Raw genomic sequence first — 26,181 nt, 5'->3', positions numbered from 1 at the left:
GAGACCTCCATGACCCCACGTTTTTCCCTGCGCACACTCGCGGCGCTCGCCGCCGGCCTGGCGTTTGCCACCGCCTCCCAGGCCGAAGAAGTGACGCTGCGCATCCACCACTTCCTGCCCGCCGGCGCCCCGATCCAGGCCAAGGTGCTGGAGCCGTGGTGCCAGAAGGTCACCAAGGAATCGGCCAACCAGATCAAGTGCAAGATCTTTCCGTCGATGCAGCTCGGCGGCTCGGCCCCGCAGCTCTATGACCAGGCCAAAGACGGCGTGGTGGACATGATCTGGACCATCCCGGGGTACACGCCCGGCCGGTTCCTCGTGACGGAGCTGTTCGAACTGCCGTTCATGATGAACACGCCCGAGGCCACCAGCCGCGCACTCTGGGAGTTCCAGACCAAGCACAACGCGGCCGAGTACAAGGAGGTGAAGCCGCTGGCCTTCCACATGAACGGACCCGGCAACTTCTACACCAGGAGCAAGCCCATCCAGTCGCTGGCCGACTTCAAGGGCCTGAAGATGCGCGGTGCCACGCGGCAGACGACCCGGATGCTGTCGGCCCTGGGCGCCACACCCGTCGGCATGGCATTGCCTGCGGTGCCGGAAGCGCTGTCCAAGGGCGTGATCGATGGCGCCCTGACACCCTACGAGGTCGTTCAATCCACCCGGATGCACGAGCTGACCAAGTTCACCACCGAGAGCGATCCCAAGTTCAACGCGGTGTACGCCCAGGTGTTCGTTCTGGCCATGAACAAGGCCAAGTACGACGCCATGTCGCCCGAGCTGAAGAAGGTCATCGATGCCAACAGTGGTGCCGACCTGTCGGCCTGGATCGGCAAGATGATTCACGAGGCCGACGCGCCCGGACGCAAGCTGGTCCAGCAGGCCAACAACACCATCCACACGCTGCCCGTGAGCGAGCTGCAGAACTGGAAGAAGGCCACGGACCAGCTGGATGAGGAGCTGGTGGCGGAAATCAACAAGCGTGGTCTCAACGGTGCCGCGCTGTTGAAGACCGCGAAAGAGCTGATCGAAAAATCCAGGTGACCGGGTCGTGCGCCCTTCGCGGGCGCAGACATGGAAACCGCATGAACTGGCGCAATTCGCGCCAGTTTTTTTGTTCAGTATCCGCCGGACGGCGCCACCCTGGCCTTTGGCGCCCCACCCCCAAAGCGCTGCACCAACCCCGTCGCCGCCTTCACCAGCAGCGTCGTGTCCACCCCCACCGCCACGAACAACGCGCCCGCGTCCAGGTACTGCTGCGCCAGTGCCGGGTCGGTGGCGAGGATGCCGGCGGCCTTGCCGGCGGCGCGCACGGTGGCGATGCCGTCGAGGATGACCTTCTGCACCTCGGGGTGGCCGGGTTGGCCGCGGTGGCCCATGCTGGCCGAGAGGTCGGCCGGGCCGAAGAACACGCCGTCCACGCCCTCGGTCTCGGCAATGGCCTGGAGGTTGTTCACCGCGGTCACGGTCTCGGCCTGCACCAACAGGCACATCTGGCCGTTGGCCTGGTTCAGGTAGTCGTCCACCTGGTTCCAGCGCGAGGCGCGCGCGAGCGCCGCGCCCATGCCGCGGATGCCTTCGGGCGGGTAGCGCATGGCCTGCACCATCAGCGCGGCCTGCTCGGCGGTGTCGATCATCGGGATCAGCAGGGTCTGTGCGCCGACGTCGAGGTACTGCTTGACCAGTGCGACGTCGGCCTCGACCGCGCGCACCACCGCGTGGGTCATGCCGTACGGCGCGATGGCGCGCAGCTGGTCGAGGGCGGTGCGCGGGTCGTTGGGCGCGTGTTCGCCGTCAATCAGCAGCCAGTCGAAGCCACAGCCGGCCAGGGCCTCGGCCACGTCGGGCGAGGCGAAACCGACCCAGCAGCCGATCTGGGGCTTGCCAGCCTTGAGGGCGTCGCGGAAGGTGTTCTGCGGGATCTTCATGGTGTGTCGGGGTACAGGTGTTTCATCTGGCCCATCAGCCGCGTGAGACCCATGAGTGCGTCCATGTTCGGCGTGGCCACACCCAGATGCTGCCCGATTTCGCGCACCGCGCCCACCAGGGCGTCGAGCTCGATGGGGCGGCCCGCTTCCACGTCCTGCAGCATCGAGGTCTTGAAGGAACCCAGCTTGCGCGTGACGGCGTGGCGGTCGTCGGGTTGCTGGTCGATGGGGATGCCGATGCGCGCGCCGATGGTCTGTGCCTCGCGCATGACGGCGCTGCAGAAGCCGCGCACGAGTTCGTCGTCCAGGATGCGGTCACACGGCGCGCCGGTGATGGCCGAGACCGGGTTCATGGTCATGTTGCCCCAAAGCTTGAACCAGATGTCGCGCTGGATGCGCTCGGACACGGTGACGCCGAAGCCCGCCTGCGTGAGCAGTTCGCCCAGCGCCTGCACGCGGACAGACGTTCCGCCGGCGGGCTCGCCGAGGATGAGCTGGTTGTTCTTGATGCGCTCGATGCGCGCCGGCTGCGGCGCGGCGGCGCTGGCGTGCACCACGCAGCCGATGACCTGCGCCGTGGGGATGTGCTGCGCCGTCAGGCCCAGCGGGTCCACCGCCTTGAGCTGCAGGCCCGCGGCCTCGCCCGGCAGGCCGTCGAAGAACCACCAGGGCACGCCGTTCATGGCGACCAGCACCGTGGTGTGCGGGCCCATGAGGGCGCGCACGGCGGGTGCGACCTGTGGCATGGCCGGGCCCTTGACGGAAACGATCACCAGGTCCTGCACGCCCAGGCTCGCCGCGTCGTCGCTGGCGTTGACCGCCACGCTGTGTTCGGCGCCATCGGCATCGACCCACACCAGGCCGCGCTCGCGCAGGGCGCGCAGGGTCTCGCCGCGCGCCACGGCCGAGAGCTGGATCTGACCGGCCGGCAGGCGCGAACCGAGCCAGCCGGCGAACAGGCCGCCGATGGCGCCGACGCCGACGATGGCGACCTTCTTGAAGCTGGGCGAATCACTCATGCGCGGTACCCCGGGTCGATGCGGTCGATCAGGCGTTGCATGGCGGCAAAGGAGTCTTCGCCGGCGCCGTATTTCGGGTTGAAGTTGAGGGAATCGCGCACGCAGCCTTCGAGCACCGGCACCGGAATCTGCCGCAGCTTGCCGAGCGTGGCCGAGGCCACCTGGATCTCGCAAGCGCGCTGCACCAGCCACATGAGGTTGAAGGCCTGCGGCAGCGTGTGGCCAATGACCACAGGGCCGTGGTTGCGCAGCAGCAGCACGCGCTTGCCGCCCGCGCTGGCGAGGATGCGCGCGCCCTCTTCGCGGTGCACGGTGATGCCCTCGAAGTCGTGGTACGCCACCTGGTTGTGCAGCTGCGCGGCGTAGAAGTTGGTGAAACTCAGACCTTCTTCGCTGCAGCACACGGCCATGGTCGGCGTGGTGTGCACGTGCATCACGCAGTGCGCGTCGGGCAGGGTGGCGTGGATGGCGCCGTGGAAGGTGAAGCCGGCCGGGTTGATGGGCCAGTCGTCGTTGCCGATGATGTTGCCGTCGACATCGACCTTGACCAGGTTGGACGCGGTGACCTCGGTGTAGTGCAGGCCGAAGGGGTTGATGAGGAAGTGGTCGTCCGGCCCCGGCACGCGCAGCGAGATGTGGTTGTAGATCAGCTCCTGCCAGCCCAGGTGGGCAAAGATGCGGTAGCAGGCGGCGAGCTGCACGCGCGCCTGCCATTCGGCGTCGCTGAAGCGGGCGGGTTTGAGGAAGGCGTCGGCCATTAGGGGTCTCCTTCTATATATGTGTGTGCGGTCAGACGAAGCGGAAGCGCAGGCTGCCGAGCGGGCCGTAGTCGGCCTCGAACAGGTCGCCCGCTTTGGCCGCCACGGGCCGCGTGAAGCTGCCGGCGAGCACGATCTCGCCGGCCTGCAGCGTCTCGCCCCAGGGCGCGAGCTTGTTGGCCAGCCAGGCGATGCCGATGGCGGGGTCGCCCTGCACGCCGGCGGCCAGGCCCGTCTCTTCGACCGCGCCGTTCTGCCGCAGGATGGCGCCGCACCAGGGGCGGTTGGTGCGGCGCGGGTCGGCCTTGAACGCGGGGTCGCCCGCGCCGATCACGATGCCGGCGTTGGCCGCGTTGTCGCTGATGGTGTCGTAGACCTTGCGCATCACTTTCGTGTGGTGGTCGAACTGCTCGATGCGCGCGTCGATGATTTCGATGGCGGGGGTCATGTACTCGGTCGCGGCCAGCACGTCTTCGACCGTGACATTCGGCCCGGCCAGCGGCGCCTTGAGCACGAAGGCCAGCTCGACCTCGACGCGCGGGGCGATGAAGTTCTTCACCGGAATCTCCAGCACCTCGCCCGCTCTCGCGGTGTAGAGCATGTCGTCGAGCAGGGTGCCGTAGTCGGGCTCGTCGATCTGGCTGCTGATCTGCATGGCGCGGCTGGTCAGGCCGATCTTGTGGCCGATGACTTGTTTGCCGGCGGCCTTTTCCAGATCCACCCAGGCGCGGCCAATGCGGTAGCCGTCTTCGATGGTCATGCCGGGGTGGCGTTTGGAGAAGTGCTCGACCTGCGTGCGGGTCTGCTGGGCGCGTTGCAGCTCGGCGGCGAGCTGCTGAACGAGGGCGTCGTCGAACATGGTCGTTTTATGCCTTGTTGAAGAGCGGGTGCAGGGAACTGTTCTTGGCGTCGAAGACCTCTGTGCCTTCGTCCACCTGCACGGTGATGCCGATGGGACGCCTGGCCAGCTGTTCGGCAAAGCGTTCTTTCACCACGGCGTTGAGCGCCTCGCCCACACGCTGGTGCACCACGGCGCTGCGGCCCCTGGCCATGCGCACGTTCATGTAGACGAAGGCGTAGTCGCCGCCCAGCCCGGCCGCGATGCCGGCCGCGCCGCCGTCGGACACCGCGCAGTGCGCCGCCGGGTAGGCCAGCACGCGCGTGCCGCCGGTGGGGAAGACCTGGCGGTCCTGCTCGTCGCGCACCGCGAGCATGGCGTCGGCCAGCGCGCGGCAGAGGCCGCCCATGTCGACGCCGCCCTGCGAGGCGGGTTTGTCGAGGTTGGGGGTGTAGAGGATGACGAGGTGGGGCATGGTGGGCTTCCGGTTTACAGGCGCGTGGCAATGCTGGAATAGCCGTCGGCCCGCGAGGCCACGGGCTGAGGAACGGCGGCGCCGCTGACCGGCAGCACCGGGAACAGCGCGTTGATCTGGCCGGTGCCCGAGGCGCCGAAGTAGGGCGTGACGATCTCGGCCTGGCCGGTGTATTCGCTCCAGCCCAGCACGCCCAGCATCATGGCCGTGTCGTGCATGAAGCCTTCGCCATGGCCCTTGCTGGCGTACTCCGGCAGCATCTCGCAGAAGGTCTTCCACTCGCCGTTGGTCCACATCTCCACCACGCGGTGGTCCAGCGTCTCCAGGAAAGGGCTCCAGACCTTGAACGCGTATTCGGGCGCCAGGCCGTTCTGCGCAAAGCGGTGGCTGAGCGAGCCGCTGGCGAGGAAGGCGACGGTGCCGTCGTAGTGGTCTTCGACGGCCTTGCGCATGGCCCAGCCCAGGCGCGCGCTGTCGTTGAGGTAGTGCGAGGTGCACAGGGCCGAGACCGAGACCGCCTTGAAGTGCTGGTCGGCGTTCATGTAGCGCATGGGCACGAGGGTGCCGTATTCGGGCTGCAGCGTGGTGGCGTGATGGGCGAGGGTTTCGACGCCGTGTTCGTTCGCGACTTTGGCGAGCAACTGGCCCAGCTCGGGGTTGCCGGGGATGGCGTAACCCATGTTGCTGATGAAGTGGGGCAGCTCGTTGCTGGTGTAGGTGCCTTGCCAGTGGGGCGCGCAGTTGAGGTGGTAGGTGGCGTTGACGAGCCAGTGGGTGTCGAAGACGACGATGGTGTCTACCTCCAGTTCTTTGCAGCGGCGCGCGATTTCTTTGTGGCCGTCGATGGCGTCCTGGCGCGTGCCTTTGCGGGGGCCGTCGAGTTCGCTGAGGTACATCGAGGGGACGTGGGTGATCTTGCCGACCAGTGCTACTTTGCCCATTTGGCTTGTCTCCTGTTTTGTGCGTTGTCTTGTCTGACGTTTGTGGTGGAAGGCGAGGTGGGTGGTGTACCTCCGCTCATGTCCCCCGGTCTGCGCTGCGCGCAGCCCTCCTCCTTTACTTCGCTGCGGCACACCACCCACCTCGCCTTCTCTCGCTGCGCATCGGTGCTCGAACTGTGGAGTGCCAGCATCACTTCCGGCTTGGAGGATCGGGGTACCCGGTGCAGCGAAGTAAAGGAGGAGAAACGGGCAAAGCCCGTTTCGGGGGACATGAGCGGAACCGGGTACCCCGGTCCTCCAAGCCCGCCCAGGTAGCCGAGCGAAACAGCAGAGGAGCGCAAATCAAACACCCCAATGAGGAATGTGATGCGACCCCATGGACACCGCGACGTTCTTGGGCTCCAGGAACACCTCGTAACTCCAGGTCCCGCCCTCGCGTCCGGTGCCCGACGCCTTGGTGCCACCAAACGGCTGCCGCAGATCCCGCACGTTCTGCGAGTTCACGAAACACATGCCCGCCTCGATCGAGGCCGCCACACGGTGCGCCTTGCCGATGTTCTCCGTCCAGACATAGCTCGACAGCCCGTACTGGATGTCGTTGGCGATGCGGATCGCGTCCGCCTCGTCCTTGAACGGAATCAGGCAGGCCACGGGGCCGAAGATCTCGTCCTGCGCAATCTTCATGCGGTTGTCCACGTCGGCGAACACCGTCGGCCAGACGTAGTTGCCGCCCGCCACATGCGACGGCAGCTCGGCGGCATACGAAGGACGGTCCAGCCCGCCGCACAGCATCGTCGCGCCCTCCTTCGGACCCAGCTCGATGTAACTGCGCACCTTGGCCAGGTGCGCCTTGCTGATCATCGGGCCGATAGTGGTCTTCTCATCCAGCGGGTCGCCCACCACGATGCGCTTGGCGCGCTCGGTGAACTTCGCGACGAAGTCGGCGTAGATGCTCTGCTGCACCAGGATGCGCGAACCCGCCGTGCAGCGCTCGCCGTTGTTGCTGAAGATCATGAAGATCGCGGCGTCGAGCGCGCGGTCCAGGTCGGCGTCGTCGAAGATGACAAACGGGCTCTTGCCGCCCAGTTCCATGCTGAACTTCTTCAGGCCCGCGGTCTTGACGATGCGGTTGCCGGTGGCGGTGGACCCGGTGAAGCTGATGGCGCGCACATCCGGGTGGGCGCACAGCGGCTCGCCCGCTTCCTTGCCGAAACCGTGCACGACGTTGAGCACGCCGGCCGGGATGCCGGCCTCCAGCGCCAGCTCGCCCAGTCGCGCGGCGGTCAGCGGGCTGAGCTCGCTCATCTTGAGCACCGCCGTGTTGCCGAAGGCCAGGCAGGGTGCGACCTTCCAGGTGGCGGTCATGAAGGGCACGTTCCACGGGCTGATGAGCGCGCAGACGCCCACCGGGTGGAACAGCGTGTAGTTCAGGTGCGTGGGCGTGGGGTAGGTGTGGCCGTCGACGCGGGTGCACATCTCGGCGAAGTAGTAGAAGTTGTCCGAGGCGCGCGGGATCAGCTGCTTGCCGGTCTGCGCGATCACCTGCCCGGTGTCTTCGGTCTCGGTCCTCGCGATCTCGGGCACGTGTTTGGCGATCAGGTCACCCAGGGCGCGGATCTTCCTGGCGCGCTCGGTGGCGGGGAGGCCGGCCCAGGCCGGGAAGGCGTCCTTGGCGGCCTGAACCGCGGCGTTGACCTCGGCCTCGGTGCCCGATGCGACCTCGGCCAGCACGCCCTGCGTGGCCGGGTTGATCGTTTCAAAGTAGTCGGTGCCTTCAACGGTCTTGCCGTTGATGAGGTGGTGGATGCGTTGCGTCATGCCTTGCTTTCGGAAGTGATGGTGTTCGTGAGGGAGCCGATGCCGTCGATCTCGGTGACGACCACGTCGCCGGGCTGGCAGTCGACGACGCCGTCGGGCGTGCCGGTGAGGATGAGGTCGCCGGGCATCAGGGTCATGAAGGCACTGAAGTAATCGATGAGCGTGGCGACGTCGAAGATCATGTCCTTCGTGTGGCCCTGCTGCGTGACCTTGCCGTTGACCACCGTGCGCAACGCCAGGGCCTGGGGATCGGGCACGTCGGCGGCGTCCACCAGCCAGGGGCCCAGGGGCGTGCAGGTGTCGCGGTTCTTGACCCTGAGGTTGGGTCGGTACCAGTTTTCCAGGTAGTCGCGGATCGCGTAGTCGTTGGCAACCGTGTAGCCGGCCACGTACTGCAGCGCTTCTGACTTCTTCACGCGTTTCGCAGGTTTGCCGATCACCACAGCCAGCTCGCACTCGTAGTGCATGAACTGCACGCCGTCGGGTCGCACGGTGAAGGCGCGGTGGCCGATGAGCGAGGCCTCACCCTTGACGAAGGCCAGCGGCTCCTCGGGTGCCTTGAAGGCGAGTTCTTTCGCGTGGTCGGCGTAGTTCAGGCCGAGCGCGAGCACGGTGCGCGGGCGGTGGATGGGCGCGAGCGGCGGCAGCCAGACCACCTCATCGAAGCCGACACGGCGGCCGTTGAAGGCGGGCGTGAGCAGTTCAAGCTGGCCGTCCGCTTCGACGGCGTCGTGGACCGCGCCGGCCCAGGCGATGCGGGCGTGTTTCATACCGTCTCCTGCACAAAGTGGTTGACCAGCGGCGCGAAGCCGGTGGCGGTGATCTCGACCGAGTCGCCGGCCTTGGCGCGCGGTCGTGAGCCGTCCTCCAGGCAGTCGGTGCCGACCATCAGCACATCGCCTGGCCGCATGGACTGGAAGGCGTTCACGTCGGCCCAGAGCGTGGCCGCGTCGCGCACCAGGTCGGCCAGGGCGGTGCGCTGGCGCATCACGCCGTCCACGCGCAGCTCCAGCACCAGCGACGACAGTTCGGCCAGCGAGTTCAAAGGCCGCATCGCATCGCCCACGCCGAGGAAGCCGTCGACACAGCGAAACTTCACCGGCGGGCGGTAGTAGCTTTCGTGCGGAATCGCCACGTCGTTGAACAGCACGGCGCCGGCCACCCGGCCACCCTCGCCCGCCACCAGACCCAGGCTGGCGGCCACCTCCACCTCGGCCACGCCCCGCGGCAGCGCGATGGCCTGGCCGCTGCGGGTGAAGGTGTTGGCGGTCTTGATGTAGAGCACCGGTGCGGCCGGCGGCGCCTTGTAGGGCGCTTCGTGCATGCGCGGCGCCCAGAGCGCGTGTTCGCGCCGGAAGTTCAGCAGCGTGCCGTAGACGGTGCCGCCGGGCAGGTAGGGATTGGGGTTCATGGGGTCACTCCTCGATGTCGTCGACCTCGACGCCGCCCGGCGCCTCCAGCGCGATCACGTCGTCCAGCAGGTCGTAGAGCTGTGCCAGACGCTGCGGGCCCAGCTGCGCTTCCATCCACTGGTAGTGCGATTCGATGGTCTGCGAGAGCTTGCGCACCAGCTTCAGGCCAGCGGGCGTGGCGCGCACCACGGTGCGGCGCGCGTCCTGCGGGCAGCGGTTGCGGGTGATCAGGCCGTCGCGTTCCATGCGGGTGAGCACGCCGGTCAGGCTGGGGCCGAGCAGCAGCGCCTCGCGCGCCACCCGGCCAGTCTCCACGCCGGCCGGGTCGCGCGCGTGTTCGCCCAGCACGCGCAGCACGCGCCACTGCTGGTCCGACAGGCCGTGCTCGCGCAGGCTCGGGCGGGTGTGCTGCATGACCGCCTCGCGCGCCTCCAGCAGCAGGCGCGGGAGGTTGCGGTGGACAAAAGAAAGGGTGCTGTCGTCGGTGGCCATGGGTTTGTGCGATTTATTTAATATGTTAAATGTTTTTCCGACCTTCTCGAAACAGGGGTTAACCCTCACCCCGGGGACCGACCGACAATCGCGGCATGAACTCGCTCGCCCAACGCCTGAACGTCGATCGCCTGCTGCTGCAGGCGCCCATGGCCGGTTCGCAGGGTTCGGCCCTGGCGCTGGCGGTCTGCCAGGCCGGCGGCATCGGCGCCCTGCCCGCCGCCCTGCTCACGCCCGAGGCGCTGGTGCAAGAGCTGACCACCCTCTCGCAAGGCACCAACCGGCCCTGGAACGTCAACTTCTTCTGCCACACGCCGCCCGCACCCGACACGGCGCGCGAGGCCCGCTGGCGCGAGGCGCTGGCACCGTTCTACGCCGAGGCCGGGCTGGACATCGCCGCCGTGCCGGCCGGCGCGGGGCGCGTGCCCTTCAGCCACGCGGTGGCCGACCTCGTCGAGCCGTTCCGGCCGCCCATCGTGAGCTTTCACTTCGGCCTGCCAGCGTCCGACCTGCTGGCGCGCGTGAAGGGCTGGGGCAGCGTGGTGCTGTCGTCGGCGACGACGGTGGACGAGGCGCTGTGGCTCGAAGCCCAAGGCGTCGATGCCGTGATCGCGCAGGGTTCTGAGGCGGGCGGCCATAGAGGCATGTTCCTGACCAACGACCTCACAACCCAGGTCGGCACCTTCGCCCTGCTGCCGCAGATCGTGGCCACCGTGCAGGTGCCGGTGATCGCAGCGGGTGGCATCGCCGATGCAGCCGGGGTGCGCGCCGCGCTGGCGCTGGGTGCGGCCGGCGTGCAGGTGGGCACGGCCTACCTGTGCAGCGACGAGGCCCTGACCTCCCCCATCCACCGCGCCGCACTGCAGAGCGAAACGGCGCGCCACACGGCATTGACCACGCTGTTCAGCGGCCGGCCGGCGCGCGGCATCGTCAACCGGGTGATGCGCGAGCTGGGGCCACTCAGCCCGGAGGCACCCGCCTTCCCCACCGCCACCGCCGCCATCGCGCCGCTGCGCGCGCATTTTGAAAAGCAGGGCAGCGGCGACTTCTCCCCCCTGTGGAGCGGCCAGAACGCCAGCGGTTGCCGCAGCGCGCCAGCGGCCGAGATCACCCGCGACCTGCTGAAAGGTTTCTGACCATGTTCGTCGTGATCTTCCGCGCCAAGGCCCGCGACCTCGACGCCGAGTACAGCGCCATGGCCGCGCAGATGCGCCAGCTCGCGCTGACGCAGTTCGGCTGCCTGGACTTCACCGCCGTCACCGAGGGCGACCAGGAGATCGCCCTGTCCTACTGGCCCGACGAGGCCAGCATCCGCGCCTGGAAGCAGCACACCGACCACCTGATGGCGCAGCGGCTGGGCCGCGAGCGCTGGTACGCCAGCTACTCGGTGGAGATCGCCGAGGTGACGCGGCGCTACCGCCACCCGGCCGACGCTCAGACGTAGTCGTCGGGGTCGCGGTCCGCCCGCACCGGGCGCGGCGCTTCGCGCTGGCGGTTGAGCCAGCGCTTGAGCGCCGCCGCGTCCTGCGCCGCGGCCAGGTCCTGCTCCAGCTGCGCCAGCTGGGCTTCCAGCCCCGCCACCTGCGCCAGCAGCGCCTGCCTGAGCGTGTTCGGGTTGGCCACCTGAGCGTGCGGCAGCTCGAATTCGGCCGCCAGCTGGCCCTGCCGCGCCGCACGTTCGCGCTCCAGACCCGCCACCTGCTGCTTGAGCAGCAGGGTCAGCGCGGCCAGCCGGTCGTCCGCCAGGCGCGACACCGCGGTGGGGTCGGCCAGTTCGGCGCGCAGCTGGATCTGCATCAGCGTCACCAGGTCCTTGCGCGCGTAGGCCGTGTTGGCCTCGCTCATCAGCGCGGTCTTGCGCTGGCGCTCGGTTTCGTCGGGCTCGCGGTCGGGGTGCAGGGCGCTGGCCAGCTGGCGGAACAGGGTGCGCAGCTGGGTCTCGGCGTCGGCCGCTTGCGCCTGCGCTTCGGCCTGCTGCGTGCCCGGCTGTTTGCGCGCCTTGCGGGCTTGTGCCCTGGCCTGGCGGCGCGCCTGCTCTTCGTCGCGCGCCTCGCGCAGCCGCGCCATGCCGGCGCGCACCAGCTCGTCCATGGACAGATCCTCATCGTCACCGGCCAGCGGCTCGCCCAACGCGGCCTCCAGACGAGCGCGCATCGCGTCGGCCGCGGCCTGCTTCTTCTGCGCCAAGGTCTGGCGGCTGTGCCGGTCGTGCAGGGCCACCATGTCGGCCTCGCCCTCGTCCGCCAGGGTCTGCGCCAGTGCGCACAGCGCCTCGGTCGCCGTCTCCTGCTGCAGGCGGCTGAGCGCCTTGCCCTGCAGGTGCGCTTCCAGCGCCAGGGCCAGGGCGCGCATCTGCTGGCGCCGCTGCTGCTGTAGGGGCGTGAGCCAGCGGTGGCGCTCGGCCCGGTGCGCCTGGCACAGCGTGTCGAGTTCGTCCAGCTGCGCGCGCAGCTTGTCGACCCGGGTCAGCTGCAGGTTGAAGGCGCGGGCCGCGGCCGACAGCGGCTGCTCGCCCGGCGCCAGGGCCTGCAGGGCGGCGGCGGGGACGATGCGGTGCGAGGAAGAAGGGGAACGGGTGGCGGACACAGTGGCGGCGGGCGAAGGACCGGGCGTGGACCGGCCCGTCGGGGTGTCGACTATATTGCCGGCCACATGGCCAAAGAAAAGACCCAATACACCTGCAACGAATGCGGCGGCACCAGCCCGCGCTGGCTGGGCAAGTGCCCGCACTGCAACGCCTGGAACACGCTGATCGAATCGGTCGCCGAATCCAGCGCCCCGACCAAGAACCGCTTCGCCGCACTGGCCAAGACGGCCGAGGTCACCACCCTAGCCGACATCGAAGCCACCGACGTGCAGCGCACGCCCACCGGCCACGACGAACTCGACCGCGTGCTGGGCGGCGGCGTGGTGGAAGGCGGCGTGGTGCTGATCGGCGGCGACCCAGGCATCGGCAAGTCGACGCTGCTGCTGCAGGCGCTGGACGCGCTGCAGCGCGCCGGCCAGAAGACCCTCTACGTCACCGGCGAAGAGTCGGGCGCCCAGGTCGCGCTGCGTTCGCGCCGGCTGGGCCTGGACGGCTCGCAGGTCCAGGTGCTGGCCGAGATCCAGCTGGAGAAGATCCTGGCCACGCTGTCGGCGCACCAACCCGCCATCGCGGTGATCGACTCGATCCAGACCGTCTACTCCGAGCAGCTCACCAGCGCGCCGGGTTCGGTGGCGCAGGTGCGCGAATGCGCCGCCCACCTCACGCGCGCGGCCAAGGCCAGCGGCACGGCCATCGTGCTGGTGGGCCACGTGACCAAGGAAGGCGCGCTGGCCGGCCCTCGTGTGCTGGAGCACATGGTCGACACGGTGCTGTATTTCGAGGGCGACACGCACAGCAGCTTCCGCCTGATCCGCGCCATCAAGAACCGCTTTGGCGCGGTCAACGAGATCGGCGTGTTCGCCATGACCGAGAAGGGCCTCAAGGGCGTGAGCAACCCGAGCGCGATCTTCCTCAGCCAGCACAGCGAGCCGGTGCCCGGCAGCTGCGTGATGGTGACGCTGGAAGGCACGCGGCCCATGCTGGTGGAGATCCAGGCGCTGGTGGACAGCGGTGGCCCGTCGCCGCGGCGCCTGTCGGTGGGCCTGGACCGCGACCGCCTGGCCATGCTGCTGGCGGTGCTGCACCGCCACGCGGGCGTGGCCTGCATGGACCAGGACGTCTTCGTCAATGCGGTCGGCGGCGTGCGCATCAGCGAACCCGCGGCCGACCTGGCCGTCATGCTGGCCATCACCAGCAGCCTGCGCGGCCGCGCCCTGCCCAAGGGCTTCATCGCCTTCGGCGAGGTGGGCCTGGCCGGCGAGGTGCGGCCCGCGCCGCGCGGACAAGAGCGCCTGAAGGAAGCCGCCAAACTGGGCTTCTCCGTGGCGGTCGTGCCCAAGGCCAACGCCCCGAAGAAAAACGACAAGGCCTTCGAAGGCCTGACCATCCACGGCGTGGACCGCATCGAAGAGGCCATGGAACTGGCGCGCAGCCTGGCCTGACGGGGTGATCTACGCAGATTCCGCAGTGGCCTCGTGCACAGCTGCCCCGACAATCTCGCCATGAACTTCCAGCGCGTCGCCGTTCCCCTGCTCGTCATCGGTCTGCTCGTCTTCGCCGGGCGCCAGTACGGCTGGGCGGGCGTGGCCGCCGTGGGTGGAGGTCTGGTGATGTGGCTGCTGCTGCACTGGACGCGGATGATGACGGTGATGAAGCGCGCCGCCGACCGGCCCATGGGCTGGGTGGCCAGCGCGGTGATGCTCAATGCCAAGCTCAAGCCCGGGGTGAACCTGATGCACGTCATCGCCATGACCCGCTCGCTGGGCGAGCGCCTGAGCGCCGAAGGCGAAGAACCCGAGCGCTACCGCTGGACCGACAATGGCGGCTCCACCGTCACCGTCACCCTGCAGGGCGGCCGCGTGACCGGCTGGGAGCTGCAGCGCCCGCCGGCCGAGGACTGAGCACACCCGGTTCGGCGCCCGGGACGGGCACCTAAAATGCGTGTTTCTGCGGCGCAAGACCGCGCCTGAGACACCCCATTTTCAAAGGACCCCGCATGAGCCCCGTGATTCCCTCGATGTCCGACCGCGACGGCAAGATCTGGATGGACGGCCAGATGGTGGACTGGCGCGACGCCAAGATCCACGTGCTGACCCACACGCTGCACTACGGCTGCGGCGCCTTCGAGGGTGTGCGTGCCTACAAGACGGCCGACGGCAGCACCGCCATCTTCCGCCTGGAAGAACACACCGACCGCCTGTTCAACAGCGCCAAGATCCTGCGCATGGCCATCCCCTTCACCAAGGAACAGGTGAACGAGGCCCAGAAGGCCGTGGTGCGCGAGAACAAGCTCGAATCCTGCTACCTGCGCCCGCTGACCTGGATCGGCGACAAGAAGCTGGGCGTCTCTCCCAAGGGCAACACCATCCACCTGATGGTCGCGGCCTGGGCCTGGGGCGCGTACCTGGGTGAAGAGGGTCTCAAGCGCGGCATCCGCGTCAAGACCAGCAGCTACACCCGCCACCACGTCAACATCACCATGACGCAGGCCAAGGCGGTGAGCAACTACACCAACTCCATCCTGGCCAACATGGAAGTAACCGACGAGGGCTACGACGAGGCCCTGCTGCTGGACAGCTCGGGCTTCGTGTCCGAAGGCGCGGGCGAGAACATCTTCGTGGTCAAGAACGGCGTGATCTACACGCCCGACCTGTCGGCCGGCGCCCTCAACGGCATCACCCGCAACACGGTGTTCCACATCGCCAAGGACCTGGGCCTGGAGATCGTGCAGAAGCGCATCACCCGCGACGAGGTCTACATCGCCGACGAGGCCTTCTTCACCGGCACCGCCGCCGAAGTGACGCCGATCCGCGAACTCGACCGCATCACCCTGGGCGAAGGCAGCCGCGGCCCGGTCACCGAGAAGATCCAGAACGCGTTCTTCGACATCGTGGGTGGCCGCAATCCCAAATACGCGCACTGGCTCTCCAAGGTCTGAGGAACACCCATGAGCACTTCTTCCAAGATCGAACTGGCCGCCAAGGACCTGAACCCGCAGGGCGGCGTGTTCTGTCCCAACCCCAAGGCCGACATGAAGCTCTGGAACAGCCACCCCAGGGTGTACCTGGACGTGGCCAAGACCGGTGAAGCCCGCTGCCCCTACTGCGGCACGGTGTACGCCCTCAAGGCCGGCGAAGTGGTGGCGCACGGACATTGAACATGGGGACGGTGGGCAGCGTCGAGGTGGTGGTCTCGACCTACAACCACCCCCGTGCGCTGGACCTGGTGCTGCACGCGCTGCTTCGGCAGAGCCAGCCGGACTTCCGGATCTGCATCGCCGACGACGGTTCGGGGCCGCAGACCGCCGAACTGATCGCGGCGTGGCAGCAACGCCTGGGTCCCCGGTTGCGCCACATCTGGCAGGCAGACCGCGGCTTTCGCAAGAACCGCATCCTCAACAAAGCCATCGCCAGTTCGACCGCCGACTATTTGGTCTTCCTCGATGGCGACTGCCTGCCGTCCGAGCACTTCGTGGCGCGCCACCTCGCGCTGGCGCGACCCCGGCGCTTCTGCACCGGCGGGGTGATCCGGCTCACCCTGGCCGCCAGCGAGGCGGTGCAGGCACCAGGGGTCGACTCGGGCGAGGTCTTCACGCCGTCCTGGCTCGCCTCACACGACGCCCTGCGCAACACCAGCGCCCGACTCAAGGCCGGCCTCTACCCACCCTGGGCCTCGCATCTGGCCGAGCGCCTGACCACCGTTCGCCGCACCTGGAACGGCGGCAACAGTTCCACCGCGCGCATCAACCTGATCCGGGTGAACGGATTCGACGAGAACTTCGGCTACGGCGCCGAGGACATTGAACTGGGTTTCCGCCTCAACAACGCGGGCATCCGGGGGGTCCACCTGCGGTACACGGCTCCCGTGCTGCACCTGGAACACCGGCGCGACTATGCCCACCCGGACGAACGCGTGCGCAACAAACAGGCGGCGCGCCAGGCGCTGCGGCAAGGCAAGACCACCACGACCCACGGCATCGTCGAGCTCTGACGATGCCCCGCGCACCGACCAAAAAAAAGCCACCTTGCGGTGGCTTTGAAAGTCCTTGGAAGGACGTCGTTGGGAGACCGGTGCGAGCGACGTTTTGGGTTTGGAATTGAGCCGTCACTCGCTTTGTTGTGACAGCAACCCGCGAATTGTGCGTTGCGGCACACCTTCCGACCATCCCCTGTTTGGGGGAGAACTGTGGACCTTTGTTGCAATTCGCTCAAAACTTGGGCGGCAAATCAGCACCAAATGCTGCCAAGCCCACAATGTCGTGACAAATCGCACGTCCGGGAAGCCAACAATATTTACACCCAGTTACAGAGGCAATTCGACGACAAAGCGCGCACCGCCTCCGGGGCGGTCTTCGCAGCGCACGCTGCCCAGGTGCCGTTGGGCGATCGACCGCACCAGCGACAAGCCCAGACCCACCCCACCCACGCTCTCGCTGGCTCCTGGCAACCGGTAGAACGGCTCGAAGATGCGCTCCCGCAGTTCGGCCGGCACGCCCGGACCACGGTCCTCGACGCTCACCCGCACCAGGGCCTGGCCACCCGGCGCCGTGATCCGGTCGATGCCCAGACGGGCCGGTTCGGCGGAGCCCCCCGCTTCCGGCCGGTGGCCGTAGCGCCGTGCGTTCTCCAGCAGGTTGCGCAGCAGTCGGCGCAGCAGCTTGGGGTACCCCTGCACCAGCACCGGCGAAATGCCTTCGGCCACGTCCAGGTCGGCGCCGGTGCGCGCGCACTCCTCGGCCGCCAGCCCCACCAGGTCGACCTCCTCGGTCGGCCCCAGCGCCGAAGCCTCGTTGGCGTCGCGAAGGTCCAGCCGGCTGGCCATCAGGATCTCGTCGATCAGCTGGTCCAGCTCGTCGATGTTGCGCGCGATCTCGGCCCGCTGCGGCGCGCGCGCCGGGTCGTTGCCCAGCAGCTCCAGTCCGATGCGGATGCGGGCCAGCGGCGAGCGCAGCTCGTGCGAGGCATTGGCCAGCAGGGTCTTGTGCGAGAGCATCAGGGTCTGCACACGCTCGGCCGCCGCGTTGAAGCGCTCGGCCAGGAACGCCACCTCGTCCTGCCCGCTGACCGGCAGGCGGGCGCTGAGGTCGCCCTGCCCCCAGCGCTCGACGCCGCGCTGCAGCCGTTCCAGCCGCTGGGTCAGGCGCCGCACGATCGGGTAGGCGCCCAGCGCCACAGCCAGCCCGACCAGGCCCAGCAGCCAGGCAAAGCCGATCGGCGACTGCAGGCCGAACAGGCTGCGCCGCCCCGGCGCGGGGCTGCCGGGCTGCCGGTTCGGGCGCGGCAGCTGGATGTACAAGGTCTGACCATCCTTCATCTGCACCTGGAACTCCAGCCCCTGGCCGGGAACCCGCACCGCCTGTGCCGGCGCCGCGCCGAGCACCTCGCCAGCGCCATTGCGCAACACGATCTCGCGCGCGATCCGCGCGTCGCGCTCCTCGCGGTCGCGGTCCAGCGCCATCTGCCACAGCCAGCCGACAACCAGGGTCAGCACCGCGACGGCGGCCACGATGGCCAGCCAGATGCGGAGGTAGAGCTTCTGACCGAGCAGGCTTTTCATCAGTCTTGCTGTTTCGCGAACACGTAGCCCACGCCGCGCACCGTGAGGATGCGCTTGGGCTCCTTGCTGTCGGCCTCGATGGCGTTGCGGATGCGGCCGATGTGCACGTCGATGCTGCGGTCGAAGGCTTCGAGCTCGCGTCCGCGCACCGCCTCCATGATCTGGTCGCGCGTGAGCACGCGGCCGGCGCGTTCGGCCAGCGCCACCAGCAGATCGAACTGGTAGGAGGTCAGCTCGCAGGCCTTGCCCGCCACCTGCACCGTGCGAGCGTCGCGGTCGATCTCCAGCGAGCCGAAGCACAGCACCGGTGTGGCGCGCGTCGTGGCCGCGGCGGCAGTCGCCTCACCGCGGCGTCGCAGCACGGCGCGGATGCGCGCCAGCAGTTCGCGCGGCTCGAAGGGTTTGGGGAGGTAGTCGTCGGCGCCGAGTTCGAGGCCGATGATGCGGTCCATCGGGTCGCCCTTGGCCGTCAGCATCAGCACCGGCACGCGGGCGTTGCCATTGGGCAGGGCCCGGATGCGGCGGCAGACCTCCAGGCCGTCGATGCCCGGCATCATCAGGTCCAGGATCACCAGCTCGGGCTGCAGCAGCGGCAGCTGTTCCAGACCCTTTTCGCCGTCGGGCGCGTGGGTCACCTCGTAGCCGGACTGGGCCAGGTACTCGGTGACCATCTGCGCCAGGCGCGCATCGTCTTCGATCATCAGGAGGCGGGTGGGGGTCGGGGCGTTCATGCAGGCAGTTTATAGACCTGGACCATGCATGGTCTCCCATGCGCGTGAACCGTTTGTCTCGCTCACGTAAAGTTGCCGCCATGTTCACGCCCGACGCCCCTGCCCTGCCCGCCCGCTCGCTGCCTGGTCTGCTGCACGGTCTGGTGCAGACCCAGCCCGACGCCCCGGCCATCCGCTGGCTCGACACCGCGACGGACACCCGCAGCGACTGGAGCTTCGCCCGGCTCAACGCGGTCGCCGACACGCTGGCCCGCTGCTTCATGGTGCTGGGTGTGCGACCGGGCGACCGCGTGGCCTGGCTGGGCCTGAACCACCCGGCGCTGATCGCCGCGCTGTTCGCGCTCGGGCGCCTGGAGGCGGTGCTGGTGCCACTGAACACCCGGCTGGCGGCGGCGGAGTGGACCGCGGTGCTGGACGACTGCACGCCCAAGCTGCTGGTGCACGACACCTCGTTCAACGAGGCGGCGGGCGTGCTCTGCGACGGCCCCGGTCGCCCGGTCGACCTGACGCTCGACCACCTGCTCGCGTGCGCGCCGTCGACCCTGCTGCCGGAAGCCCCGACCGAGGCGCTGGACCGCCCGGCGCTGCTGGTCTATACCTCGGGCTCCACCGGCACGCCCAAGGCCGCCGTACACACCCAGGGCAACCTGCTCGCGAACATGGCCATCGCCGCGCAGGTGCAGGGCCTCACGGCGGAGGACACGGTGCTGACCGTGCTGCCGCTGTTCCACGTGGGCGGCCTGTGCATCCAGACCCTGCCAGCGCTCTCGGTCGGCGCCACCGTGCTGCTGCACAGCCGCTTCGACCCCACGGCCACGCTGCGTGCCATTGCCGAGGAACGACCCAGCCTGACGCTGCAGGTGCCCGCCACCCTGCAGGCGCTGACCGCCCACCCCGGCTGGACCGCCACCGAACTCTCATGCCTGCGCACGGTCTGGGCCGGGTCTTCGGTGCTGCCACCCGAGCCGCTCAAGGCCTTCATGGCGCGCGGCGTGCCGGTGAGCAATGTCTACGGCAGCACCGAGACCGGCCCGTTCTCCATCGCCCTGCCACCGGAGCACGCCGCCACCCACCTCGGCTCCTGCGGCTGGCCGGCGCCGGGCGTGGACATCCGGCTGCTGGGCTTCGACGGCCGGCCCGCGCCCGCTGGACAGGTCGGCGAGATCGCGGTGCGCGCGCCCAACGTGGTCGCGACCTACTGGCCCGACCGGCCCGCCCTCGACGCCGACGGGTTCTTCCACAGCGGCGACCTGGCGCAGCAGGCCGCGGACGGCAGCTTCACGGTGGTTGGCCGCGCCAAGGACATGATCATTTCGGGCGGCGAGAACATCTACCCGGCCGAGATCGAAAACCTGATCGCCACCCACCCGGCGGTGGCCGAATGCAGCGTGGTCGGGCAGGCCGACGCGCGCTGGGGGGAGGTCGCGGTGGCGGTGGTGGTGCTGCGCGACGCATCGGCCGCTGCGGAGGGCTGGGACGCGCCGCTGCGCGCCTTCCTCGATGGCCGGCTGGCGCGCTACAAGTGGCCGCGTCGCTGGGTGCGGCTGGAGGCCCTGCCGCGCACCGCGCTGGGCAAGGTCCAGAAGGCGGCGCTCAAGGCGCTGCTGGAGACGCCGCCGGCGAACTGACGCGGGTGGCCAGCCAGATCAGCACCAGCACCGGCAGCCCGAGCAGCGCGGTGGCGGTGAAGAAGGTCGGGTAGTCGTATGCGTCGACGAAGGCACCGGAGTAGCCCGCCAGCCACTTGGGCGCCAGCAACATCATGGAACTGAAGAGCGCGTACTGCGTGGCCGAGTAGCTGACGTTGGTCAGGCTCGACAGGTAGGCGATGAAGGCCGCCGAGGCCACGCCCGCGCTCAGGTTGTCGGCCGAGACCACGGCGATCAGCGCGGTCACGTCGTGCCCGTGCCCGGCCAGCCAGGCGAACAGCAGGTTGCTGGCGGCCGAGAGAATGGCGCCGAGCATCAGCACCCGCATCACGCCCAGCCGCAGCGAGAGCGCACCGCCGATGAAGGCGCCGACCAGGGTCATGATCACGCCGTAGACCTTGGTGACCGCGGCCACCTCGTCCTTGGTGTAGCCCATGTCCACGTAGAACGGGTTGGCCATGATGCCCATCACCACGTCGCTGATGCGGTAGACGCCGATCAGCGCCAGGATCAGCACGGCATGGGTGCCGTAGCGCTTGAGGAAATCGGCAAACGGCTCGACGAAGGCACCGCGGAACCACTCGGCCGCGTTGCGGCTGGGCGGCAGCGCCACCTGCGCCGGCTCGCGCGAAAAAAGCACCGTGACCACACCCACCAGCATGCTCGCCGCCATCACCAGATAGGCCGTGGTCCAGGCGGCGTTCTGGTAGAGCGCGCCGGGCGCCGGTTTGGCACCTTCGACAGTCCCCGCCAATGCAGCCGCCGCCTGCGCCGCCACAGGCGCCACCTCGGCCCGCGCCGCCAGCCAGAGCACGCCGGCACCGGCCCAGATCATGGCCAGCCGGTAGCCGGTCTGGTAGGTCGCTGCCAGCGCGCCCTGGTGGGCGGCGTCGGCCGACTCGATGCGGTAGGCGTCCAGTGCGATGTCCTGCGTGGCCGAGGCGAAGGCCACCGCGAGCGCGCACCAGACCACCGTGTCCAGGTGGGCGCGCGGGTCGGCGAACGCCATGCCCGCCAGCGCCACCATGATCGCGAGTTGCGACAGCAGCAGCCAGCTGCGGCGGCGGCCCATCGCGCGGGTCAGCAGCGGGATCGGCAGCCGGTCGACCAGCGGCGACCAGACCCATTTGAAACCGTATGCAAGACCGACCCAGCTCAGGTAACCGATGGTGGTGCGGTCCAGCCCGGCCTCGCGCAGGCGAAAACTCAGTGTGCCCAGCACCAGCAGCAGCGGCAGGCCGGCCGCAAATCCGAGCGCGAACATGCGCAGGCTGGCCGGTTCCAGATAGGCCCTGAGGGTCTCTCCCCAGCTGGGCCGGGGGGTGGCGGCGTGGGTGTCGGGCGACGCTGGCGTGACGGATGGCTGGTTCATGAACAGGGTGGGCGCGAGGCCAAGCGGCGGACCCGTGGCAGGCGACGGGGGCTTTGCCTATTATTGGCCCATGTGCTTTCTCTGCGACCTCAAACAGCGCTCACCCGAGACCCCGGCCGCCGGCCCCTGGCAGGCCCGGCGGGCCTTCCTGCTCGCCGCGTCCGCGGCGGCGGCCGCACCGGCCATGGCCCAGGTCGACGTCGGCAAGGCGTCGAGCATGCGCAAGCTGGTGCCCGCCGAAACGATTGAAAAAGCCGGCGCCCAGCAGTTTGTGGCCACGGTCCAAGAGGCGAAGAAGCAGAACGCACTGATGCCCGTGGACCACCCGCAGACCAAGCGCCTGCACGCCATCGCGAAAAAGATCATTCCGTTCACCGCCGCCTGGAACCCGCGCGCAAAGGACTGGCAGTGGCAGGTGGCGCTGATCAACAGCGACCAGATCAACGCCTTCTGCCTGCCCGGCGGCAAGATCGCCTTCTACACCGGCATCCTGAACAAGCTGCAGCTCAGCGACGACGAGACCGCGATGATCATGGGTCACGAAATGGCCCACGCGCTGCGCGAACACGCGCGCGAACGCCTGGCCAAAAGCAGCGCCACCAACCTCGGCCTGCGCCTGGGCGCCGAACTGCTGGGTCTGGGCAACCTGGGCGCGGTCGCCGCCGACATGGGCTCGCAGCTGCTGACGCTCAAGTTCAGCCGCGAAGACGAGAGCGAGGCCGACCTCGTCGGCCTGGAACTGGCGGCGCGCGGCGCCTACCAGCCCAATGCCAGCGTCAGCCTCTGGCAGAAGATGGCCAAGGCCGGCGGCGGCAATGGCATCGCCTTCCTCTCCACCCACCCCAGCGGACCGGAGCGCATCAAGCAGCTGCAGGCGAACGTGCCGAAGGTGCAAGGGCTGTACGAGCAGGCCCGGCGGGGCTAGCATCCGCCCGTCGGCGACTGCCGACGTCCACCCGAAGGAGACACGCCATGAAAGCCCTGGTGACCGCGTCCGCCCTGCTGTTCTGCTCGGCGGCCTTTGCCCACAACTGTCCCAACGAAATGAAGGCGATCGATGCCAAGCTCGGCACCAGCCCGAGCCTGTCCGCGGCCGACATGGACAAGGTGAAGTCCTTGCGCGCGCAAGGAGAAAAGATGCACAAGGAAGGCAAGCACGACGAGTCCATGAAGGCCCTCGGCGACGCGAAGAAGCTGCTCGGCCTCTGAGCGGGCGGTGTCCGGGCCGGCCGTTCAGGCCACCTGGACATACGGGTTGAAACGCCGCTCCTCGCCCAGCGTGCCCTCCGGCCCGTGCCCCGGGATGAACACCGTGTCGTCCCCCATGGGCCAGAGCCGGTCCCTGATGCTGGCGATCAGCTGCGCGTGGTTGCCCTGCGGGAAATCGGTGCGGCCGATGCTGCCGGCAAACAGAACATCGCCGACGAAGACCCGCTGCGCCTCGGGCGAGTGGAACACCACGTGGCCCGGCGTGTGGCCCGGGCAGTGCCGCACGTGGAGCGTGCAGCGCCCGATCTGCACCGTGTCGCCGTCGGCCAGCCAGCGCGTCGGAGTGAAGTGCCCGGCGGGCGGAAAACCGAACATCCGGCTCTGCTGCGGCAGGCCGTCGATCCAGAACTGGTCGCCCGGGTGCGGGCCGATGATGGGCAGGCCCAGCCGCTCGGCCAGTTCGGCGGTGCCGCCCGCGTGGTCGATGTGGGCATGGGTCAGCCAGATGGCCTTGAGCTGCACACCCAGCTGCTTCGCCGCGTCGACCAGCCGGTCGAGGTCGCCGCCCGGGTCGATCACGGCGGCGTCGCGGGTTTCATCGCACCAGACGATGGAGCAGTTCTGGGCAAAGGCGGTGACGGGGATGGTCTGGTAGCGGAACATGGTGGGTCGGCATCGCGAAAGTCGGTGGGGCGGTGGCCAGCCCCCGGATTCTCCACCACCCAGGTCAGCCAACCAGGGAACGCGCACCCACCCATTGCCCCTGGCGACAGAGCTGCTGCATGGTCGCCACCGCCAGTGCGGCCACCGCCTGGCAAGCGGTGGAGCGGGGAATATGCGCCGAGCTGCACACCGCCAGCACCCGCTCCAGGGGCGGAGGGCCCACCGGCGTGGCGCGCAGCAGGCCCGCGTCGATGTCGGCTTGCAGGGGCATGACCGGCAGCAGCGTGCGGCCCAGGCCGGCCAGCAGCGTGGTGCGCAGGATGCTGATCGAGCTGATGTCCGCCTCGACCCGCGGTGGTGGCAAGCCTGCGGCAGCCGCCGCGGCCTCGATGATCGGGCGCACACCGTGCGGGCTGGCCGGCAGGATCAGCGGTTGCGCCAGGGCCTGCTGGAGGGTCAGCGTGCGACCGCGGCGCCCCGTCCTGGGCGCACTGGCCGGCTCGATCAGGCAGAGCTGCTCGCTCAGCACAGGGGTGACCGAAAAGCCGCCGAGCTGGCCATCGTCAAACAGCACCGCCAGCTGGATCTGGCCGGTGCGCAGCTGGCGCGACAGGTTCCCGGTCAGCTCCTCCGTCAGCTCCAGCGTCACCCGGGGAAAGCGTTGCCTCACCTCGCGCATCAGCGGCAGCGCCAAGGCGCTGGAGGCGCTGTGCGGCAGGCCGAACACCACCGGGCCTTCCGGCTCCTGGCGGGTGCTGCGGGCACTGGCCACGGCTTCCTCGGCCTGACGAAGGATCGACACGGCGTGCGGAAAGAACCGCTGCCCGGCCTCGGTCAGGCCGACCCCGCGGCGTGAGCGCTCGAACAGGCTGACCCCCAGCTCCGCCTCCAGCTGCGCGAGCTGGTGGCTCAGCGCCGACTGCGCCACGAACACGCGCTCGGCCGCCTTGGTGACGCTGCCACTGTCGGCGATCGCCACGAAATAGCGCAACTGTCTGAGTTCCATCGCAAGCACCAATCCATCTGTTTTCGAGATGGTAGTGTGAATGCTCTGTATTGGACAGATGACCCTGGCCCGCGTTCAATACACACACCCCAGCGGACCACCGTCCTGCCCGCCACAAGCGGTCAGTCAGCGCCCCACCAGGCCGGCACGGTCGTCCGCAGCACCGCTCACCGGCGGTGTGGCCCAGGGTTTTGAGCAGCGGCTCAGAGTTGGAAGTCGTATTCGATGGTGATCGGGGCGTGGTCGCTGAACTTCTCGCCCTTGTAGATCGCCTCGCTGCGCGCGGTCTCGGCGAACGCCGGGGTCGCCAGGTGGTAGTCCAGCCGCCACCCCACGTTGTTGGCATAGGCCTGCCCCCGGTTGCTCCACCATGTGTAGCAGGTGTCGGTGGTATCGGGCTGCAGCCGGCGGTAGACGTCGACCAGCCCGCCTTCGTTCAGCAGCTTCGTCATCCAGGCGCGCTCTTCGGGGAGGAAGCCGCTGTTCTTCTGGTTGCTGCGCCAGTTCTTCAGGTCTTTTTCCTGGTGCGCGATGTTGACGTCGCTGCAGATCACGAACTCGCGCTTCTGTTTCAGCGCCATCAGGTGCGGGTACACCAGGTCCAGAAAGCGGTACTTGGCCTCCTGCCGCTCGGGACCGGACGAACCGCTGGGAAAGTACACGCTGATGACCGAGAACTTGCGCTTGGGGGTGTCGAAGCGCAACTCGGCCCAACGCCCTTCGGCGTCGAACTCGCCGCCATCGAAGCCAATGACCACGTCACTCGGCTCGTGCCGGGTGTAGACCGCCACGCCCGAGTAGCCCTTCTTCTCCGCGAAATGGAAGTGCCCCTTGAGGCCGACCATCTCTTCGAACCGACCGGCTACGTCGGCGGCCTGGGCCTTGACCTCCTGCACGCAAATACAATCCGGCGCATGCCCGGCGAGCCAGGTTTCCAGCCCTTTGTTGCTGGCCGAACGGATGCCGTTGAGGTTGAGGCTGGTCAGTTTGAACAAGGATTTCCCCATGTCGTTGGATGCGGGCGCCGTGGGCGCCGGTGCAAAAAAGGATTCGCTGGCGCAGGACTTCGTGCAGTTCTGCGTGGACTCGGGCGTGTTGCGCTTTGGCGAGTTCAAGACCAAGGCCGGCCGCCTGTCGCCCTACTTCTTCAACGCCGGACTGTTCGACGACGGTGCCAAGCTCGGCCGGCTCGCGCAATTCTATGCACAGGCCCTGATCGCCAGTGGCATTGAGTTCGACATGATCTTCGGCCCCGCCTACAAGGGCATCCCGCTGGGCGCCGCCGTGGCCATCGAGCTGGCCCGCCTGGGTCGCAATGTGCCGTTTGCCTACAACCGCAAGGAAGCCAAGGACCACGGCGAGGGTGGAACGCTGGTCGGTGCGCCGCTCAAGGGCCGGGTGCTGATCGTCGACGACGTGATGAGCGCCGGCACCGCCGCGCGCGAATCGATCGCCCTGATCCAGGCCGCCGGCGCCACCGCGCACGCCGTGGCCATCGCACTGGACCGGCAGGAGAAAGCCACCGAGAAAGCCGCCGACGGCAGCGTGCGGGATGTGGACCACAGCGCCGTGCAGTATGTGCAGAACGCCCTCGGTCTCAAGGTCTGCGCCATTGCGAGGTTGGAGGATTTGCTGCAGTATCTGACGGGCCATACAGGTGCCGAACTGAACCAGCACCGGGACCGCGTGCTGGCCTACCGCGAACGCTACGGCGTTGCCTGAGGAAA

The 26,181-nt window shown here is 68.5% G+C and carries 29 protein-coding genes; 12 read left to right on the top strand and 17 right to left on the bottom strand.

Annotated elements, in window-relative coordinates; all coding sequences use genetic code 11:
• The first annotated feature begins 9 nt into the window (after positions 1-9).
• On the top strand, positions 10-1,044 hold the full coding sequence (locus tag HPS01S_RS19375; protein WP_066160027.1) for a TRAP transporter substrate-binding protein: 1,035 nt from the start codon (positions 10-12) through the stop codon (positions 1,042-1,044).
• 74 nt (positions 1,045-1,118) lie between these two features.
• Here HPS01S_RS19375 and hpaI read toward each other — a convergent pair whose 3' ends face one another.
• From hpaI to hpaR, 10 genes are all read right to left on the bottom strand, one after another.
• Complete coding sequence (gene hpaI / locus HPS01S_RS19370; protein WP_066160024.1) at positions 1,119-1,928, bottom strand: 4-hydroxy-2-oxoheptanedioate aldolase; 810 nt, start codon at positions 1,926-1,928, stop codon at positions 1,119-1,121.
• Entirely contained in the window at positions 1,925-2,947 is a 1,023-nt protein-coding gene (locus HPS01S_RS19365; RefSeq protein ID WP_066160021.1) for a 2-dehydropantoate 2-reductase, read from the bottom strand. The genes hpaI and HPS01S_RS19365 overlap by 4 nt, the downstream gene beginning before the upstream one ends.
• Positions 2,944-3,705, bottom strand: a complete 762-nt coding sequence (locus HPS01S_RS19360; RefSeq protein WP_066160018.1) for a class II aldolase/adducin family protein — start codon at positions 3,703-3,705, stop codon at positions 2,944-2,946. The genes HPS01S_RS19365 and HPS01S_RS19360 overlap by 4 nt, the downstream gene beginning before the upstream one ends.
• A 31-nt stretch (positions 3,706-3,736) precedes the next feature.
• Positions 3,737-4,564, bottom strand: a complete 828-nt coding sequence (hpaH, locus tag HPS01S_RS19355) for a 2-oxo-hept-4-ene-1,7-dioate hydratase (protein ID WP_066160015.1) — start codon at positions 4,562-4,564, stop codon at positions 3,737-3,739.
• A 7-nt stretch (positions 4,565-4,571) separates the two neighbouring features.
• A complete protein-coding gene (locus tag HPS01S_RS19350) occupies positions 4,572-5,018 on the bottom strand; it encodes a 5-carboxymethyl-2-hydroxymuconate Delta-isomerase (RefSeq protein ID WP_066160010.1) in 447 nt (148 codons plus the stop codon).
• A gap of 14 nt (positions 5,019-5,032) precedes the next feature.
• Positions 5,033-5,959 (bottom strand): 3,4-dihydroxyphenylacetate 2,3-dioxygenase, encoded by a 927-nt coding sequence (gene hpaD / locus HPS01S_RS19345; RefSeq protein ID WP_066160008.1) that lies wholly within the window; start codon positions 5,957-5,959, stop codon positions 5,033-5,035.
• A gap of 342 nt (positions 5,960-6,301) precedes the next feature.
• A complete protein-coding gene (gene hpaE, locus HPS01S_RS19340) occupies positions 6,302-7,777 on the bottom strand; it encodes a 5-carboxymethyl-2-hydroxymuconate semialdehyde dehydrogenase (protein ID WP_066160005.1) in 1,476 nt (491 codons plus the stop codon).
• Positions 7,774-8,547 carry a fumarylacetoacetate hydrolase family protein gene (locus HPS01S_RS19335; protein WP_066160002.1) on the bottom strand — a complete coding sequence of 258 codons (774 nt, stop codon included), beginning with the start codon at positions 8,545-8,547 and terminating at the stop codon, positions 7,774-7,776. Before HPS01S_RS19335 ends, hpaE begins: the two co-directional genes overlap by 4 nt.
• Positions 8,544-9,188, bottom strand: coding sequence for a fumarylacetoacetate hydrolase family protein (locus tag HPS01S_RS19330; RefSeq protein ID WP_066159999.1), 645 nt, complete (start codon positions 9,186-9,188; stop codon positions 8,544-8,546). Before HPS01S_RS19330 ends, HPS01S_RS19335 begins: the two co-directional genes overlap by 4 nt.
• Positions 9,189-9,192: 4 nt before the next feature.
• Complete coding sequence (hpaR, locus tag HPS01S_RS19325; protein WP_066159998.1) at positions 9,193-9,681, bottom strand: homoprotocatechuate degradation operon regulator HpaR; 489 nt, start codon at positions 9,679-9,681, stop codon at positions 9,193-9,195.
• Positions 9,682-9,776: 95 nt separating this feature from the next.
• Between hpaR and HPS01S_RS19320 the strand changes: the two genes are divergently transcribed.
• The gene (locus HPS01S_RS19320; RefSeq protein WP_066159995.1) at positions 9,777-10,817 is read left to right on the top strand and encodes an NAD(P)H-dependent flavin oxidoreductase; all 1,041 of its coding nucleotides are present in this window, start codon (positions 9,777-9,779) and stop codon (positions 10,815-10,817) included.
• Between the two features lie 2 nt (positions 10,818-10,819).
• On the top strand, positions 10,820-11,125 hold the full coding sequence (locus tag HPS01S_RS19315) for an antibiotic biosynthesis monooxygenase family protein (protein WP_066159991.1): 306 nt from the start codon (positions 10,820-10,822) through the stop codon (positions 11,123-11,125).
• Here the strand turns inward: HPS01S_RS19315 and HPS01S_RS19310 are convergent.
• The gene (locus tag HPS01S_RS19310; RefSeq protein ID WP_066159988.1) at positions 11,116-12,267 is read right to left on the bottom strand and encodes a hypothetical protein; all 1,152 of its coding nucleotides are present in this window, start codon (positions 12,265-12,267) and stop codon (positions 11,116-11,118) included. The two genes, HPS01S_RS19315 and HPS01S_RS19310, sit on opposite strands and share 10 nt — an antisense overlap.
• A 66-nt stretch (positions 12,268-12,333) precedes the next feature.
• Between HPS01S_RS19310 and radA the strand changes: the two genes are divergently transcribed.
• The 5 genes from radA (at position 12,334) to HPS01S_RS19285 (ending at position 16,258) form a co-directional block, all read left to right on the top strand.
• Entirely contained in the window at positions 12,334-13,710 is a 1,377-nt protein-coding gene (gene radA / locus HPS01S_RS19305; protein WP_066159985.1) for a DNA repair protein RadA, read from the top strand.
• Between the two features lie 60 nt (positions 13,711-13,770).
• Positions 13,771-14,169 (top strand): glycerate kinase, encoded by a 399-nt coding sequence (locus HPS01S_RS19300; RefSeq protein WP_066159982.1) that lies wholly within the window; start codon positions 13,771-13,773, stop codon positions 14,167-14,169.
• Between the two features lie 95 nt (positions 14,170-14,264).
• Positions 14,265-15,206 (top strand): branched-chain amino acid transaminase, encoded by a 942-nt coding sequence (locus HPS01S_RS19295; RefSeq protein WP_066159979.1) that lies wholly within the window; start codon positions 14,265-14,267, stop codon positions 15,204-15,206.
• A gap of 9 nt (positions 15,207-15,215) precedes the next feature.
• Positions 15,216-15,425 carry a zinc-finger domain-containing protein gene (locus HPS01S_RS19290; protein ID WP_066159976.1) on the top strand — a complete coding sequence of 70 codons (210 nt, stop codon included), beginning with the start codon at positions 15,216-15,218 and terminating at the stop codon, positions 15,423-15,425.
• Between the two features lie 2 nt (positions 15,426-15,427).
• A complete protein-coding gene (locus HPS01S_RS19285; protein WP_066159973.1) occupies positions 15,428-16,258 on the top strand; it encodes a glycosyltransferase in 831 nt (276 codons plus the stop codon).
• Positions 16,259-16,570: 312 nt separating this feature from the next.
• Here HPS01S_RS19285 and HPS01S_RS19280 read toward each other — a convergent pair whose 3' ends face one another.
• Both HPS01S_RS19280 and HPS01S_RS19275 read right to left on the bottom strand, forming a co-directional pair.
• Complete coding sequence (locus tag HPS01S_RS19280; protein ID WP_174545268.1) at positions 16,571-17,824, bottom strand: ATP-binding protein; 1,254 nt, start codon at positions 17,822-17,824, stop codon at positions 16,571-16,573.
• Positions 17,824-18,555 carry a response regulator transcription factor gene (locus HPS01S_RS19275; RefSeq protein ID WP_066159968.1) on the bottom strand — a complete coding sequence of 244 codons (732 nt, stop codon included), beginning with the start codon at positions 18,553-18,555 and terminating at the stop codon, positions 17,824-17,826. Before HPS01S_RS19275 ends, HPS01S_RS19280 begins: the two co-directional genes overlap by 1 nt.
• 80 nt (positions 18,556-18,635) lie before the next feature.
• On the opposite strand from HPS01S_RS19275, the gene HPS01S_RS19270 reads away from it, so the two are divergent.
• Complete coding sequence (locus HPS01S_RS19270; RefSeq protein ID WP_066159965.1) at positions 18,636-20,183, top strand: class I adenylate-forming enzyme family protein; 1,548 nt, start codon at positions 18,636-18,638, stop codon at positions 20,181-20,183.
• Here HPS01S_RS19270 and HPS01S_RS19265 read toward each other — a convergent pair.
• Positions 20,149-21,576, bottom strand: coding sequence for an AmpG family muropeptide MFS transporter (locus HPS01S_RS19265; protein ID WP_066159962.1), 1,428 nt, complete (start codon positions 21,574-21,576; stop codon positions 20,149-20,151). The genes HPS01S_RS19270 and HPS01S_RS19265 overlap by 35 nt on opposite strands.
• A 70-nt stretch (positions 21,577-21,646) precedes the next feature.
• Between HPS01S_RS19265 and HPS01S_RS19260 the strand changes: the two genes are divergently transcribed.
• Complete coding sequence (locus HPS01S_RS19260; protein ID WP_066159959.1) at positions 21,647-22,501, top strand: M48 family metallopeptidase; 855 nt, start codon at positions 21,647-21,649, stop codon at positions 22,499-22,501.
• Positions 22,502-22,548: 47 nt separating this feature from the next.
• A complete protein-coding gene (locus HPS01S_RS19255) occupies positions 22,549-22,785 on the top strand; it encodes a PA2433 domain-containing protein (RefSeq protein ID WP_066159958.1) in 237 nt (78 codons plus the stop codon).
• Between the two features lie 24 nt (positions 22,786-22,809).
• Here HPS01S_RS19255 and HPS01S_RS19250 read toward each other — a convergent pair whose 3' ends face one another.
• The 3 genes from HPS01S_RS19250 to HPS01S_RS19240 all read right to left on the bottom strand — a co-directional run bounded on the left by HPS01S_RS19250 (position 22,810) and on the right by HPS01S_RS19240 (position 25,449).
• Positions 22,810-23,448, bottom strand: coding sequence for an MBL fold metallo-hydrolase (locus HPS01S_RS19250; protein WP_066159955.1), 639 nt, complete (start codon positions 23,446-23,448; stop codon positions 22,810-22,812).
• A gap of 64 nt (positions 23,449-23,512) precedes the next feature.
• Positions 23,513-24,454, bottom strand: a complete 942-nt coding sequence (locus HPS01S_RS19245; protein ID WP_066159951.1) for a LysR substrate-binding domain-containing protein — start codon at positions 24,452-24,454, stop codon at positions 23,513-23,515.
• Between the two features lie 203 nt (positions 24,455-24,657).
• Positions 24,658-25,449 (bottom strand): exodeoxyribonuclease III, encoded by a 792-nt coding sequence (locus HPS01S_RS19240; RefSeq protein ID WP_066159948.1) that lies wholly within the window; start codon positions 25,447-25,449, stop codon positions 24,658-24,660.
• 10 nt (positions 25,450-25,459) lie between these two features.
• Between HPS01S_RS19240 and pyrE the strand changes: the two genes are divergently transcribed.
• Positions 25,460-26,176: an orotate phosphoribosyltransferase gene (pyrE, locus tag HPS01S_RS19235; protein ID WP_066159945.1), complete on the top strand. Its 717-nt coding sequence runs from the start codon at positions 25,460-25,462 to the stop codon at positions 26,174-26,176.
• Positions 26,177-26,181: the final 5 nt, after the last annotated feature.

This window comes from Hydrogenophaga pseudoflava NBRC 102511 (assembly GCF_001592285.1).
Taxonomy (GTDB): Bacteria; Pseudomonadota; Gammaproteobacteria; order Burkholderiales; family Burkholderiaceae_C; genus Hydrogenophaga; species Hydrogenophaga pseudoflava.
Note: the sequence above shows the minus strand (reverse complement) of the source record. Positions and strands in the feature narration are given on the sequence as shown.